Consider the following 13,816-nt stretch of genomic DNA (forward strand, 5'->3'; position numbering starts at 1 on the left):
CATAGGCTCCCATACCGGGCATACCCCCATTGCTGACACCAACAAAAGTTCCGGTGAATACAATAGACCCGCCACCGCGTTCCTCCATCGCCGGTATCTGCGCTTTTGCTGCGAAGAATGCACTCGTGAGGTTTGTGGCAAGAACCGACTGCCAATTGCCTGACTCCATTTCGGGAACTGGCCCCGTATCGCCCATAATGCCCGCATTGTTGAATGCGCCGTCAAGGCCACCAAATTGCCGTTTCGCCAGATCAACAAGATCCCCGGAGTACGTTTCGTCTGTCACGTCGCCCGCAAGGCAAACGGCGCGCCCGCCGCTCTGTGTAATCTGCCCGACGATTGTGTTCAGCTGAGCTTCCCGGCGGGCACCTAACACAACATTTGCCCCTTCCGAGGCAAACAGAAGAGCGGCTGCAGCGCCGATCCCGCTGCTCGCGCCGGTAATGATGACGGTCTTGTTTTTCAGTTCCATGGTCATGCCTTTCTGAAATTGCATGCCAATCAACTAGAAAACGGTGCGGGTGTAGCGCGACCCGTTTCCTGCGCGTGTTGAGATACCTGAACCGAATGCGCAAGAAACGGATCAATTGGTTGACCCCAAAAGGGAGCCGTCGTTCGTTCGCGGTAGGGAAACCTCTTTATTGGGATCAGTACCAGCACTGGTGCAAGCGTAACATCTAACAATTGAGCCTACGAGAAAGGCCCAGAGCCAACATTGATGACCCTGTCCCTAGCTGTGGCTCACTTCCCCAAACCGGACATTCATCGTTGGCGAAGCATCGTCGTCGTTCGGGACCGAACGTTACTGGCAACACGTAAGCGGTGGCTGTCCATTCCATCACCGGTGGTATCTGTCAGGCACTGAGTTACAATCCATGGCGGTTGCTCTGAATTAGCCTTACAAGGATGCAATGGAACGCAGTCAAGCCTCTTGGCAACTGCGAAACAGGAGTTGCGCCCGTGGTAGAGCCAGAAACATTTGCGTTCCTTGCGGATCTCGGAATGAACAACCGCAAAGCCTGGATGGACGAGCACCGCGAAGAACGCGACGACGCCTTGCGCAATTTCGCCGGTATCGCAATGACACTGCACGACTATGCTGATCGCTTTGATCCTTTCGTGGCTGAGGCGGGGATCAAACCGAAGCGAAGCTACACCAAATTCTTTCAGGAACCCCGAGACCGCATCGGGCGTGCTCTATACCGCTCGGGCGTGGATGTTTTTGCCAATGCTGGCAATCCCGAAGAAAGCTTCGGATACTATCTCCACATCGAGCCAGAAAATTGCTACGCAGGAGGTGCACTTTTCAAACCCTCCAAGAACGCGCTCGTCCGAATGCAGAGGCGTTTGATCGATGATCCGAGCGGCCTGACAGCCATCTTGGACGACCCTGAGTTTATGAAAATTTTCCCGGACGGAATTGTCACGCGAAAGGCGTTGGGTACTGTGCCGGAAGGCTTTGCAAGTAACGACCCCGCCGCGCCCTATCTGAAAATGGCTGGCCTGGGATGCCGCAAAGATTTGCCAGACGCTCTACTGCTTGACGACGAGGTAATCGATCTGCTGATTGAGATCTTCCGCGCCGCCCGCCCGCTGGTGCACTACTTCGACTGACTCTGCGCAGAGGGGATTGTGCGAGTGGGGTGTTTTCGTGGGATGGCTCTTCATCTGTGAACTCAGTCTGCGTTCTCGGCAATGCAAAACGCGTGCCGCATGAAACTAATTTGAAGTGCTCTCAGTCCAAATAGCCCGTTGATACGTAAAACCCCCGCTGCCATCAGACAACGGGGGCTGTTTTTCGGCATCAAGGAATGATTACATCATCCTTCGCGTTCCAATTTCTTACGTGCCAGCTTTCTGGCGCGGCGGATCGCTTCAGCTTTCTGGCGCGCGTTTTTCTCGGACGGCTTCTCGAAATGTTGCTTGAGCTTCATTTCACGGAAAACGCCTTCCCTCTGGAGCTTTTTCTTAAGAACCCGAAGGGCCTGATCAACATTGTTGTCGCGTACACTAACCTGCATGTGGTTTACACCACCTTTCTGGTCTGAAGTTTGCAATGATTGCAGGAATAGACCAAATAGCAATCTTGTCCTAGATTGTACAGCATACCGGTTGCAGGTGGGGCCGGAAGTAATCGTCATGCTCACAGCATCGGCCATTTAGGCTAGATGACATTGAATTCGCACACGGCCCTAACCAGTCATTCGTGGGGTCAATGGGCGCCGCAGTGCAGCTTCGACAAACCAGACATTCGCTGCGCTTGCAGGAACAGAGCGCTCTAGGTGTCCGATCCGCGGACATAGTGCCAACTCGCGGCGTTTGCTCGAATGTCGGCAATTTGGCCAGCTTAGGTTAGAACCGAGCTTTCAGCGTGGGCGCCGAATTTTGCCGGTCATTCGCAAGCCATCACGAATGTTCAGTCCCATCATCGTGATGTTGGCTGCGCCAGCGATCAACTCAATCATCTGAACCGTGTAAAAGGTGCTGTCGAATTTGCCAGCGGCGGCTTTGCCAGCCAAAAACCAGGCTGCCGGCACGAGGATCAACAAGCCGTTCAGCGCAATGATCGGCATACGGGTCTTCTTTGCTCTCGTCAGCGCATCTTTGCGTTTTCGGCCCATTGCCATGCCCGATCCGCCAGCAAAAGCCATTGCCGGGATGAGAATGAACATGCCTTTCAGGATCAATGCCTTGACGGTTGCGACTGTTTCATGGCTCGCAAAGAGTTCGCTGGTGGCCGTTGATGTCCAGAAGAGGAGGATCATCACAAAGCCGATGCCACCCGCGATGGCGTGAATCTTTGTTTTCATAGCGGTTCCCTCAAATTGGCTTTTGGAAAGGGCTTCGTCAGGCCGTGCAGCAATTCGGTACTGCAACCTTCTCAAAAAGATGGGGGGCGGTCACAGCGCTTGAGGGATAGTGGTTGAGCTGCTGCTGAAACTCGGGGTTTGAAAACGCGGCGCGGAAGTTCGCAACAGACTCCCAGACCGCGTAGTTTAGGTACATGCTGCCGTCACCAATTGCCTTATGCAGTTGGGTGCTGATGTAACCCGGCTGCTTTTTCATCCATTGGGCGTCGCTCTTCCAGGCTTCAACCAAGGCGTCTTGGTCATCGGGATCGACTGTGAAGAGATTGACGAGAACCACGGGTCCAACGTCGATGTCCAATTGCCGTTCAATGGGAAACTCGGGGTCGAGCGGTTTGAAACTGACCATTTTGGTACTCCTTGCAAGTCATTTTGATTTGGTGTCATGTTGTCATATTTAGGGGGCGCCAAGCTAAATGACAATATGTTGTCAAATAAAATGAGGAATCGACATGTCGGATGAACGAAGGACCGAAGAAGGAGAAGCCGTAACAGCGCTCATACTGGATGTGTTTCGGCTGAACGGTCGATTGCAGCTTGCCGGTGATCGCCTCGTATCAGAACTCGGTCTGACAAGTGCCCGATGGCAGATCCTTGGCGCCATTGCTTATTCTGATCGACCGGAATCCGTTGCCTGGCATGCACGGATGATGGGTGTTCACCGGCAAGGCGTACAACGGATCATCAATGAATTGAGCAAAGAAGGCATGGTGGAGTTTCAGCCGAACCCACACCACAAGCGGGCGCACTTAGTCGTACTGACCCGAAAGGGGCAGGAGTTGTACGAAGCCGCGATTGCGAGGCAAATCCCATGGGTGAATGAACTCTCGGAAGGCCTGTCGCCAGATGATATTGCGACAGCGCAAGAAGTTGTTGACCGGCTCAAAACACGTCTCGAAGAAGCCTCAACGCGACAAGATCAGAGCCCGTCCCAAAGCGGACGCTCATAGAGAGCGCAGCATCGGTCAATCTGGGCTCGATTCTAACCTCGGTGCCGTTGCAGCAAAGTCCCCTGCCCCGCTAATAACTGACACGTGGTACGGCAAAGCCGCCGTCCGTTAGGGTTTTTGGATGCTGCGTCTGCGTTCAGAAAAGCGGTAATTCGCTGCGAAGGCAAAAAAGTTCTTTCCGCAATAGTTCCGATATGTCGCAATGACCTGCTTTCTTCCGAATGTTTGAATTTAGCGGGCGAAGATACAGGTTGAAGGTTTCAATTAGTGGTGCCAGTCTGTCATTTGACCTGGGTCTTTCGGAAAATGTATGATGCTCGCGAAGACAATTCCGGCCTTCGCGGAATAGATTCTCGGATTCTCCTATGATTGCGGGGTAAAAGAACAAAGATCGCAGGCTTCTCGAACATGGCCAGGAAGAATTCAGTAACTTCGGTCGACGTCGCCAAACGGGCGGGCGTGTCGCAATCCGCCGTGAGCCGCGCCTTCTCTCGCGTACCCACTCAGTCCGGCGTATCGGCGGAAGCGAAGGAGAGAATTTTCGCAGCGGCCAAGGAGTTGGGCTACCGGCCCAATGCGCTTGCCCGATCGATGATTACGGGAAACTCAAAGATTATCGCTTTGTTGTTCAGCTATCTGGATAATCAATTCTATGCGCTGGCATTGGAAAAGCTCTGTATCGAATTGCAGAAAAACGGCTACCACGCGATGGTTTTCATGATGCCGGAAACCGCAGTCGGGGTCGAACGGACGGTATCCGAATTGCTGGAATACAAGGTTGACGGGATTATCACCGCATCGGTCGAACTGTCTTCGTCGCTTTGCAAGCTTTGCCAGGATCAAGGTATCTCTGTCGTTATGTTCAACCGGATAAAGGCCGAGGAAGGTGTGTCTTGCGTGTCGTCAGACAATGTCCTGGGCGGACGCTTAGCAGCGCGCTATCTCATTGAAACAGGACACCAGAAGATTGCGTTGCTGTCCGGTTGGGCGGAATCTTCGACCGGGCGCGACCGCAAATTGGGATTTGAGCGAGAACTGTCCGATCAGGGACACAGCCTGTTTGATCATGCTGCCGGGCATTTTGATCTGGCTGCGACGCGCTCTGCTACTCTCAAACTTTTGGACAGACCAGCGTCAAAGCGGCCAGATGCGATATTTGTCGCCAACGACTACATGGCGATCGAAGCACTCGGCGTAATTCGCAGCGAGTTGAAACTCACGGTGCCGCAAGACGTGTCGATTGTCGGCTTTGACGACATTCCAATGGCGGCATTGCCTGAGTATGATCTGACGACATTGCGTCAGCCGATCAACCGGATGATCGACCAGTCCGTCTCGCTGATGCTAGCTGCGATAGCCGGAAACGACACAGCCGGTAACGTGAGCATCGTGCCAGAACTAGTCGAGCGCGGCACCGTGGCAAACAGAACCTGATCAGCTTTCGCGCCCAAGCTCTGCCAAAATGTCCACTCTTTGCATGGCCATGAAATGTGGGATGTCGATGAAGATCCAGTTCTCAGCCAGTTTTTCGCCATCGCGGCGGTAGAGATCCACGATCCGCATGTCGGCTTCGACTTCGCCAGGCGGTAGACCAAGAAACCCACCCTTCGACCGTAGGGATAGGCTGGGATAGCCGAAGAACCCGCCGTAGTTGCCCTCGCCCAGGCGCGCGACATGTTCTGTGTGGCGGGCGTATTCCAGGTGGTCCTCGAACGGTCCTGAGTGGCCGCGCCGATAGCCATCGAAGCATGCGCTGGCGCCGATGCCACCGGGGCCGAACCAGCACATATTGGGCGTCCAGAAACGGGTCATGTGGTCTTCGGGCGAGCCAACTTTGTTCGCGCGCAAGTCGGTGACCATGTCGGAGATCAGACCGACACTCGCCCGGCCTTCGGTTTCCGAATGCGCATCGTATAAAAGGCCATCATGGGTCGCAGGTCCAGGCGTCAACAGGACCGATCCGGTTGTGCCCGCGCTTGGATGACGTCCCGATTGCGCCAAGAGGTTCAGGATATCGACATAGCAGGCGGTTTCGGTGATCAGGCCATCATCGACGCGGTGAAATTCGCAGTACCGCAGAAACGCCAGCTTGCGCGACGGGGCAAGGCTGATCCAGGGGCGGTCCCAGGTGCCCATGAGGTGCCCCATCTCGACCACCCAAGTGGACGAGAAGCCGTCTATTTCGTTCGACCCGGCGAAGAAGATGTCCGGGCGGCGCTGCAAAGGGCCCATGGCGTCCTTGAGCGGCCGCCAATAGGTGTCAGTGACCGCCGCAATGCCGGCCTGTTCGTGAAACGGATGCATCCCGCGCCACAGAACGTCGGACGCGTAGTAAGGCTCCATCGCCGAGGCGACCGCGTCGCCGTCTGCTGCGTCGATGGCGGTGTTCGCGGTACGGACAAGCGCCTTGGCGTCCTGATAGTCAGCCATCCCGGCGCGCCTTTGCGATTTGGATCATCAGGTCCAACTCATTGAAAAGCTGCCATTCCTGCTCGACGATCCCGTCTTTGACCCGCTGCTGAGTGATCCCCCAGATCTGACAGGTCTGCCCTGTGGGGTCTCGGTAAAGCATGCCACCAGAGTGTGTGGCATCCGCGCTCCAGCGGGTGGAGATCAGAAAGCCGTCGGCATCGTTGCCCATCCAGTAGACTTCGTCGACCTGGTGCTTCATGTCGGGGAAGGCGGCGCGCAGTTCGCCGACATGGTCACGATAGGCATCTCGCCCCGAGAACTTTCGATCCGTGGTGCCCTCGAAGGGCAGATCGGCGGCATAGCTTTCGTCCAAGACCGAGCCGTCTCCGTTCCAGATGTTGTTGTGGATCGCCCGCGAGAACGCATCTGGATCAAAGCCCTCAACCGGTTCGCCAAGGCTCAAGGGACGCTCGGGGCGCACGCCTGCGCGCAGGTCGGCCCATGTTTCGGCGCTCCTCGGCCAGCCGGGGAATGGGTCTGCGGCAAGCCTGTCCGCCTCTTCCCAAAGATCAAGGCCCAACTGCTTGAGCATGGCCGATGTGTTGTAAAGCACGTGCTCCAGGAAAATGTCGTTGCCAAGTGCCACACAGTTGGCAATGACCATGACGTCGACCTCAGCTTCGGTCGGGTCGCCATATTTGCTCGGCCCGGTGTTCTTGCCCTTGATGCGCGTCAGGTGCGAGGTGTGAAACCCGACGCTATCGTCGCCAGCCCAGATCACCTCTTCCGCGTTAAGGATAATGTCGGGGAATGCGCCGGTCGTGTGGTGCGTGTCGCCGACGATCTTGGCGTTGCCGCGTTGCAGGCCGTAGTCGTCATAGACAAGGCTATCGTCGGAATAACAGGCTTCGATATATTCGACTTCACGGGCCTCGGTTTCCCAGATGCGATAGGTGATGCGGACGATATAGTCGACGATGTTGCGGTACTCGGGATCGAACCCGGCAAGCGATTGCGACGGCCCGAGATAGGGCGGGATGCGGTGCGCCCCGCCCTTGGTGTAGTTCTTTAGAGATATGTCGAACAACGTGGGCATGTGACCCCGCGACAGGGCGGCGGCCGGATGATGCGATTTCGAGCGATCAGGCATGAATTGGGTCATACGGTCTCTCCAGTATTGGCCAGAAGATCGACGCCCTGTTCGGCAAGGAAATGCAGGATGTCGATAAATATCCAGTTCTCGGCAAGCTTGTCGCCGTCGCGGCGGTAGAGGTCCACGACGCGCATTTCGGCAGCCACGTCATTGGCAGGCGCGCCGAGGTAATCGCCGGTGTTGCGAAGGGTCAGGCAAGGCCACCACATGAAGGCGGCAATGTTGCCTTCGGCCAGTGCAAGTTCCCAATCGTGGATCTTCACCACGTCTTGCTTTGCCTCGAAAGGCAGGGTGTGTCCGCGCTGGTAGCCGGGAATGGAGAGGCTGGCCCCGATTCCGGTCGGGCCGAACCAGTTCATGTCCGCGTTCCAGAACCGGACCAGATGATCGCCGGGCGACGTATAGCTCAGCGCCAGATCGGTCAGCATGGCGTGGGTTAAATCATAGGTGCTCTGGGTCAGGTCCCGGGGCTGGGGGTCATACAGAAGCCCGTCGTGGGTCATTGGTCCCGGCGACATCATCATGCCCCCGGTCTGGTGTTTCGCCAGCGGGTTCCGGCCTGCCTGGCTCAAGACGGCGAGAATATCCAGAAACTCGACCGTTTCGACAATGGCTCCGTCCTGGACCCGAGACATCGTCGCGTAGGGCAGATAGGTGGTTTTTCCGGTGGCGGATATGCCCAGCCAGTCGTCCGTGAAATCGCACAGGAAATTGCCCATTTCGACAACCCAGGTTCCCGCACCCGGGTCAAGATCGGCGTGACTGGCGAAAAAGATATCGGGACGCCGCTGGATGGCGGACATGGCATTCTTCAGCGGTGTCCAGACGGTGTCGGCCAGTGTTTCAGGCCCTTCGACCTCGTAAAACGGGCGCATACCGCGGTAGGTGTGCGCAGGGGACAGGTACTCTGCGCAAGCAGCAGCGGTTTCGGCCCCGTGGGCGCCTTTGTCACGGGCGGTGGAGTACGCTTGAACAAGCGACTTGGCGGATTGCAGGTCTACTGACATGGATCTTCCTTGATCTAGAGGTGACGGTTGGGTTGCGGCGTTGCGTTAACGGCGCGACACACCCTAGGTTTGAAGACGATCTCCCAGATACCATGTGAAAATCAGCGGAGCGGAGGCGAGTGTCAGACGTTCCATCGCGTCACCCTTTCACCGCGCCCGCAGTTAGCCCGCTAACGATCTGGCGTTGGAAGAACAAAACCAGGAAGAACAGAGGCACCATGGCACTCACCACCGCCGAAACGGCAAACATCACGTTGCCCTGTTCGCGTATCTGGGTCAGGAAACTTGCGATCTTGGGTACCATCGTCTGGTTTTCCGAACTCAGAAGCATCGAGGTAATTGCAAAATCATTATAGGCTAGGAGGAAAGAAAATAGCCCGGTGGTAATGACGCCCGGCCACATGACCGGAATTATCACATGCCAGAACGCCTGGAACCGGGTGCAGCCATCGACCATAGCGCTTTCGTCCATATCCTTGGGGATATTCAGAAAGAACGAGTGCAACATCCAAAGCGTGAACGGCTGATTAATTGCCACCAGAACGACAATTGTGGTCGAGAGTCTTCCCCAAATGTTCCATTCGAAAAATGGCAGAAGGTAGCCTGAGACCAGCGTGATATGCGGCATGGCCCGAAACACGAGTGCTGCAATCAGAAGCCAGAAAGCGTAACGATATCCGGAACGCGCCAACGCGTATCCGCCCAAGGTTCCAAGGGTTAAAGAAATAATGACGGTACAAACAACGACAATCGTGGTGTTCAGCACGTTCCGCCAGAACTCTTCCTGAATCCAGGCGCCGTAATATCCGTTGCCGGTGAAGCTGCCTCCGGTTTCGGACAGGGTATAGAACCCATAAATGGCGTTCCGCCAATCGGCTTTGGAAAAGAAATCGCCCTGAACCTTGAAAGATCCCCAGACCGTCCAGACAAACGGCCCGATCGCAATCATCAGCCAGAAGATGATCATGGAGGTTGTGAACCAGGTGAGCAGACGTGGTGATTTACTTGCCGTCGATGCCATTAGACGGCCCTCCGATTAAAGTCGCGCCAGGTCTTGATCAGCACTGGTGTCAGCAGGATGGCAACGCCGAAGATTGTCAGCATCGATGTCGCTGCGGCCGAGCCGAAGAGTTTATCCTGCCCCGAAAGGTCGTTGTAGATGATCCAACTGAGCGATCTGGCCTTGGCTTCGGCCGAGAAGGACACGATGGGTTCAAGGACGCGGAAATTGTCCATCAGTTGCATCAAGGTGATGAAGACCAGAAGCGGCATCATGTAGGGGACGATGACATAGCGGACCTGTTGAAACCGGCTTGCCCCGTCGATCTTCGCAGCTTCGAGAGTGTCCGTGGGAACCGTTTGTAACCCCGCGTAGAACACAACGAAGGCAAAGGGCGTTGAATGCCAGACGCCGTAGACCATCAGCATGATCCAGGTGAGCGGTGCCGAAGCTTTCAGGCTCAGATCAGGATCGTCAAAGATGATCTGCAGCGTAGCCCCGATGATGCCGTCTGCGTCTACCATCCAAAAAAGGATCAAGCCCCCGATCAGAGGCGTCACGATCATAGGCAAGAGCGAGGCAAAGATTGTCGGCCCCTTGGTGACTTTTGGAAGGCGGTTCACGCCCAAGGCAATCAATAGACCAAGGACGATCACCAACGGTGTGACGACGAAGGTATAGGCAAGCGTGAAGAAAAGCGCCTTGTAGAACGGCAGGTTGTAAACCCCCGCGATGAATCCCCCGAAAGATTCAGATGCTGCCCAGATCTCGCTCACTTCGTCAAAGGCCAGATGCCCACGGTTTGTGTAGGTTCCCAAGCCGTTATAGCGCCCGAGAGGTGCATCGGCCTTCAACGCGTCGGTTGCTTCCACATCGACCTGTAGAACCGTGGTACACGTGAAGGGCCCGCAATTCTCGACCTCGCGCATGACCTGTTCATGTTCAACAAAGAACGACTGCATCGCTACTGACACGATCGGCAGGGCAATGAACAGGATCATTGCCAGGAATGACGGCCAGATAAATCGTGCAAAAGTTCCGTGCGGCATAGCGAAAACCCGACAAAGTTGTGCGCGGCGCTGAAAGAGCGCCGCGCACCAATTGAGTGTTTACTTGAGGAACCCTTGTTCCTTCGCAGCAGCGGTATAAGCCGCCTCGATGTCAGCTAGAGTTTGCTCAGCGCTTTCGTTGCCCTGCAGGAAGTCTGGCACCTCTTGGAAGAATGCCGAATGCAGAAGCCCCATATAGGGCAGCATGGGATAGGGATCTGCACCGGCTGACGCCGCAGCAGCAACGCCTTCGGCCGCCAGTCCGGGCTTGTAGCTGTCCATCAGCCAGACTGCCTTGTCGTTGTTGGCCATGACCATGTCATCCGAGATGCCATTAACCATCGCTATAAAGGTTGCCTCGGCATCCTCGTCACTGATGTTTGAAGCAATGGTGAAACCATCCCACCAGAGCGAGGACGCGGGCGTCGCGCCGCCAGCCACAGTCATTGCTCCTGCCGGTTTGGTTGCCGCCACGATTTCCGGGGTAGAACCTTCGTCGTCGATGAGGCCACCCACAGAGCTTCCCCACAATACGGCCATGGCCAATTCACCGGATTCCCAAAGCGGTGTCACGGCTCCGGTGTTGTAGGTCAGGAAATCGGGATTGGAATACTCCATCAACGATTTCAGCATGTTCAGAGTTGCAACACCCTGTTCGTTGTTAATCGAAACCTCTGCCGTACCAGGCTTGAAGAACTCTCCGCCGTGGCCGAGATACATATTCACAACTTCTTCACCGAGGTTCCAATCCGACTTTGTCAGCATCGCGAAAGGGTATTCCATGATGCCAGCCGCACGGATGGCTTCGGCGGCATCAAGCACTTCTTCATAAGAAGTCGGCGTCTCTTTACCAACCTGGTCGAGGATGTCCTGACGCACGATCAGATGCTGTGCATTGGCCATGAAGGCAATCGCCATGATCTTGCCGTCAATTCTGATCAACTGGTTAGGTTGCAAATTCTGACCGTGCTTGGCGACCAGGTCATCCAGCGGGCGTATCAGTCCGTCATTCAACAAAGGAACGATGGACGAATTTGCTACGATCTTAGTCGTATACTCGGCTGGATTGGCCGTAAGCGCGGCAACCTGAATTTCATTGTGTTTGGTCGAGTGGTTCTTCGAGAATTCCGCCCCCTCTCCGATGCACGCTTCGGCGTTATCGACAACCGCATGCAGCGCCGGAAAGTCATTGGCCAGAATTCTGACGCTTCCGCTGGTAACCGGACAATCAGCCAATGCAGCTCCGACCGTCATTCCAAGCGCAGTTGAAGCAACTGCCAGACGAGTGATGATAAACATTTTTTTCTCCCTGGATTTGACCTCGTTGAGTCAGCTTAGAAGCAGATACGAGCAGTTTGGTTGCTCGGTACCGCATACGTATGCGATGTCGACTATACTTGATTCTCTTAAAATATCAAAACCTCAATCCAATCCGGTAAGCAGGCGTTGTCGCGCAATAAGATCGACACCTAATTGTTCAAGAAAGTGCAGATGATCAATGAAGTTCCAGTTTTCGGCAATTTTATCACCCTCCCGCCGGTAGAGGTCGACAACGCGCATCGTCGCCTTCTTCTCGGATTTCGGGGCAAGCCCGATATATCCACCAAGCGACGTGACATCGAAGGTCGGCCAACCAAAGAAACCGCCGTAGTGGCCTTCGGCAAACTCTGTTCGGTGACCAAAAAAGTCTCCCCACTTCAAACCCTCCTCGAAAGGCACGCAATGCTGTTCGAGGTAGCGGCCTTGCGTGTAGGGCGCACCGATGCCGCCCGGCCCCCACCAAATCATGTCATCGGTCCAATCCAGCGATAAATCTGTGTTTGTTGTGTGGACATCTTCGGCCAGCAGCCGATCAATCATCCTGAGGAACAGTTTCAGGGTCTTTTGACCTTCACTTGCGGCCTGGCCAGCGTAGAGCAAACCATCATGTGTACGAGGTCCGGGTGTAACAATCGTCGCGGCGGTCGACGACGGGAGAGCTTCGGCGCGGACCTGCGCCATGAAGTTCAATACGTCCAGAAATATCGTGGATTCAGTAATTTTGCCGTCCACCACATGATTGAACTCTGCGTATCTCAGCATCGTCGATTGCCGGGTCGGACGCATTCCAAGGAACGGCTGATCGAACAAGCCCAGTAGGTGCCCCATCGAGGCGACCCAGACACCCGGCTCGTCGTTTATATGGTTGTAGCCTGCAAAGAAGATATCCGGCCTGCGTTGAAGCGGCGAAAAAGACTTGCGAAGCTGGCTCCAGAAGTTCGTGACTGCATCTTCAGCACCGATGGCTTCTCTAAACGGAGCCGTGAATTGAAACCTGCATTGCGAACTTGTTTCGATCGAAAGTGCTTCGGCCAGCGCGACGCTTGAAGCGTTATCTAGTAGACGATGGTGCGACAATACCGTTTGCTTAGCTGCAGCCAACGCTTGTTCCTGACAATCCATGGAAGTCCTTTCGTGTTATAAATCAGACGCCTTACCCGCCATCGTAGGTTCACCTCCTTGAAGGAAGAAACGGCTTCGGCAGCTCATGGCAATGACCAATGTCAGTCGGATTCCGCATCGGAGACAAGCGGTTGCTGCGGAAGTTACACTTGATTCTACAATTGGGAGTTTGTCCGGGTTTGCAAACATATATTGATCTCATTCACTCCAGAGCCCGGCCGACCTGGCTCGGGTCAATCCCCCTATTCGACGGGCAGAACAATAGTGACCAGAATGACCACAGCCGCAAATGCGACAACAACTGTCGAACGGATAAGTTGTCTTCTTGCAAGGTTTAACGTCAGAGCCGATCCCAAGATTAAGTCCGCGAGGCTTCGAACGCCGCCCATGCTTTTTCGAAGGCGTCGAAATCGAACCCTGATGCGCGAGCAGGATCCAGGATCAGTCTTTCGGTTTCAAGCAGCTTGATGATCGCCTGTTCAAGCTCGTCCACCACCTCGGGCGGGATCACCAGAGCGCCATGCCGATCGGCATGCACAAGGTCACCGTCCTTGATCGACAGGCCGAAGATTGTCACCGGAGTTCCAACCTCTTTCACGTGCACGAACCCGTGGCTTGGCCCGACAGACCCGGCAACCACCGGAAATCCATCCGGCAGGTCGCCGAGGTCCCGCATCACGCCGTTGGTCAGCGCACCGCTGATGCCAAAACCCTTGTGGACGGTCGTATTGATCTCACCCCAGTAGGCGCCAATGCAGTCGGGGTAATCCAAATCTTCCACCACGGTCACGGCGGGACCGGTGCCTGCGGCCATGTGCCGGTAGTAATCCATACGGCGTGCACGGATCACGTCAGGTGCCTCGGTCGGTGGGTTCACGGCGGCAATCTTCGCGGTACGGGCATATCCCACCATCGCGCCCGCATCGGGATCAGAGC

Annotated in this window: 15 protein-coding genes; 3 read left to right on the forward strand and 12 right to left on the reverse strand. The window is 55.5% G+C overall.

The annotated features are described in order from the left end of the window. Positions 1 to 496: SDR family NAD(P)-dependent oxidoreductase (locus GOX66_RS24185; RefSeq protein WP_237212760.1), on the reverse strand; the 496-nt coding region annotated here is incomplete at its 3' end. A 410-nt stretch (positions 497 to 906) separates the two neighbouring features. Between GOX66_RS24185 and GOX66_RS24190 the strand changes: the two genes are divergently transcribed. Next, positions 907 to 1,614 carry a DUF2461 domain-containing protein gene (locus GOX66_RS24190; RefSeq protein WP_174822839.1) on the forward strand — a complete coding sequence of 236 codons (708 nt, stop codon included), beginning with the start codon at positions 907 to 909 and terminating at the stop codon, positions 1,612 to 1,614. 206 nt (positions 1,615 to 1,820) lie between these two features. On the opposite strand, the gene rpsU is transcribed toward GOX66_RS24190, so the two are convergent. The 3 genes from rpsU to GOX66_RS24205 all read right to left on the reverse strand — a co-directional run bounded on the left by rpsU (position 1,821) and on the right by GOX66_RS24205 (position 3,216). Further along, the gene (rpsU, locus tag GOX66_RS24195) at positions 1,821 to 2,021 is read right to left on the reverse strand and encodes a 30S ribosomal protein S21 (protein WP_114869331.1); all 201 of its coding nucleotides are present in this window, start codon (positions 2,019 to 2,021) and stop codon (positions 1,821 to 1,823) included. Positions 2,022 to 2,366: 345 nt separating this feature from the next. Continuing rightward, the gene (locus tag GOX66_RS24200) at positions 2,367 to 2,810 is read right to left on the reverse strand and encodes a hypothetical protein (RefSeq protein WP_170766278.1); all 444 of its coding nucleotides are present in this window, start codon (positions 2,808 to 2,810) and stop codon (positions 2,367 to 2,369) included. Positions 2,811 to 2,847: 37 nt separating this feature from the next. Continuing rightward, positions 2,848 to 3,216 (reverse strand): antibiotic biosynthesis monooxygenase family protein, encoded by a 369-nt coding sequence (locus GOX66_RS24205; protein WP_170766280.1) that lies wholly within the window; start codon positions 3,214 to 3,216, stop codon positions 2,848 to 2,850. Between the two features lie 103 nt (positions 3,217 to 3,319). Between GOX66_RS24205 and GOX66_RS24210 the strand changes: the two genes are divergently transcribed. Both GOX66_RS24210 and GOX66_RS24215 read left to right on the forward strand, forming a co-directional pair. Continuing rightward, entirely contained in the window at positions 3,320 to 3,817 is a 498-nt protein-coding gene (locus tag GOX66_RS24210) for a MarR family winged helix-turn-helix transcriptional regulator (RefSeq protein ID WP_170766282.1), read from the forward strand. 408 nt (positions 3,818 to 4,225) lie between these two features. Beyond that, complete coding sequence (locus GOX66_RS24215) at positions 4,226 to 5,251, forward strand: LacI family DNA-binding transcriptional regulator (RefSeq protein WP_170766284.1); 1,026 nt, start codon at positions 4,226 to 4,228, stop codon at positions 5,249 to 5,251. On the opposite strand, the gene GOX66_RS24220 is transcribed toward GOX66_RS24215, so the two are convergent. The 8 genes from GOX66_RS24220 to GOX66_RS24255 form a co-directional block, all read right to left on the reverse strand. After that, positions 5,252 to 6,247 (reverse strand): nuclear transport factor 2 family protein, encoded by a 996-nt coding sequence (locus tag GOX66_RS24220; protein WP_170766286.1) that lies wholly within the window; start codon positions 6,245 to 6,247, stop codon positions 5,252 to 5,254. Next, entirely contained in the window at positions 6,240 to 7,391 is a 1,152-nt protein-coding gene (locus GOX66_RS24225) for a nuclear transport factor 2 family protein (RefSeq protein WP_170766288.1), read from the reverse strand. Before GOX66_RS24225 ends, GOX66_RS24220 begins: the two co-directional genes overlap by 8 nt. After that, complete coding sequence (locus GOX66_RS24230; protein ID WP_170766290.1) at positions 7,388 to 8,389, reverse strand: nuclear transport factor 2 family protein; 1,002 nt, start codon at positions 8,387 to 8,389, stop codon at positions 7,388 to 7,390. Before GOX66_RS24230 ends, GOX66_RS24225 begins: the two co-directional genes overlap by 4 nt. A gap of 139 nt (positions 8,390 to 8,528) precedes the next feature. Continuing rightward, positions 8,529 to 9,410, reverse strand: coding sequence for a carbohydrate ABC transporter permease (locus tag GOX66_RS24235; RefSeq protein WP_170766292.1), 882 nt, complete (start codon positions 9,408 to 9,410; stop codon positions 8,529 to 8,531). Further along, positions 9,410 to 10,438 (reverse strand): carbohydrate ABC transporter permease, encoded by a 1,029-nt coding sequence (locus tag GOX66_RS24240; protein WP_170766294.1) that lies wholly within the window; start codon positions 10,436 to 10,438, stop codon positions 9,410 to 9,412. The genes GOX66_RS24235 and GOX66_RS24240 overlap by 1 nt, the downstream gene beginning before the upstream one ends. A 60-nt stretch (positions 10,439 to 10,498) precedes the next feature. Beyond that, positions 10,499 to 11,737 (reverse strand): ABC transporter substrate-binding protein, encoded by a 1,239-nt coding sequence (locus tag GOX66_RS24245; protein WP_170766296.1) that lies wholly within the window; start codon positions 11,735 to 11,737, stop codon positions 10,499 to 10,501. 123 nt (positions 11,738 to 11,860) lie between these two features. Next, positions 11,861 to 12,859, reverse strand: coding sequence for an ester cyclase (locus GOX66_RS24250; protein ID WP_170766298.1), 999 nt, complete (start codon positions 12,857 to 12,859; stop codon positions 11,861 to 11,863). A 379-nt stretch (positions 12,860 to 13,238) separates the two neighbouring features. After that, positions 13,239 to 13,816: RraA family protein (locus tag GOX66_RS24255; protein ID WP_170766299.1), on the reverse strand; the 578-nt coding region annotated here is incomplete at its 5' end.

It is taken from the genome of Ruegeria lacuscaerulensis (assembly GCF_013031245.1).
In the GTDB taxonomy this organism is placed as follows: Bacteria; Pseudomonadota; Alphaproteobacteria; order Rhodobacterales; family Rhodobacteraceae; genus Ruegeria; species Ruegeria lacuscaerulensis_C.

Bases quoted from the DNA above. Each gene is read 5' to 3' on its own strand.
- GOX66_RS24190 (WP_174822839.1), top strand. From the start codon at position 907: ATGCAATGGAACGCAGTCAAGCCTCTTGGCAACTGCGAAACAGGAGTT.
- rpsU (WP_114869331.1), bottom strand. From the start codon at position 2,021: ATGCAGGTTAGTGTACGCGACAACAATGTTGATCAGGCCCTTCGGGTT.
- GOX66_RS24200 (WP_170766278.1), bottom strand. From the start codon at position 2,810: ATGAAAACAAAGATTCACGCCATCGCGGGTGGCATCGGCTTTGTGATG.
- GOX66_RS24205 (WP_170766280.1), bottom strand. From the start codon at position 3,216: ATGGTCAGTTTCAAACCGCTCGACCCCGAGTTTCCCATTGAACGGCAA.
- GOX66_RS24210 (WP_170766282.1), top strand. From the start codon at position 3,320: ATGTCGGATGAACGAAGGACCGAAGAAGGAGAAGCCGTAACAGCGCTC.
- GOX66_RS24215 (WP_170766284.1), top strand. From the start codon at position 4,226: ATGGCCAGGAAGAATTCAGTAACTTCGGTCGACGTCGCCAAACGGGCG.
- GOX66_RS24220 (WP_170766286.1), bottom strand. From the start codon at position 6,247: ATGGCTGACTATCAGGACGCCAAGGCGCTTGTCCGTACCGCGAACACC.
- GOX66_RS24225 (WP_170766288.1), bottom strand. From the start codon at position 7,391: ATGACCCAATTCATGCCTGATCGCTCGAAATCGCATCATCCGGCCGCC.
- GOX66_RS24230 (WP_170766290.1), bottom strand. From the start codon at position 8,389: ATGTCAGTAGACCTGCAATCCGCCAAGTCGCTTGTTCAAGCGTACTCC.
- GOX66_RS24235 (WP_170766292.1), bottom strand. From the start codon at position 9,410: ATGGCATCGACGGCAAGTAAATCACCACGTCTGCTCACCTGGTTCACA.
- GOX66_RS24240 (WP_170766294.1), bottom strand. From the start codon at position 10,438: ATGCCGCACGGAACTTTTGCACGATTTATCTGGCCGTCATTCCTGGCA.
- GOX66_RS24245 (WP_170766296.1), bottom strand. From the start codon at position 11,737: ATGTTTATCATCACTCGTCTGGCAGTTGCTTCAACTGCGCTTGGAATG.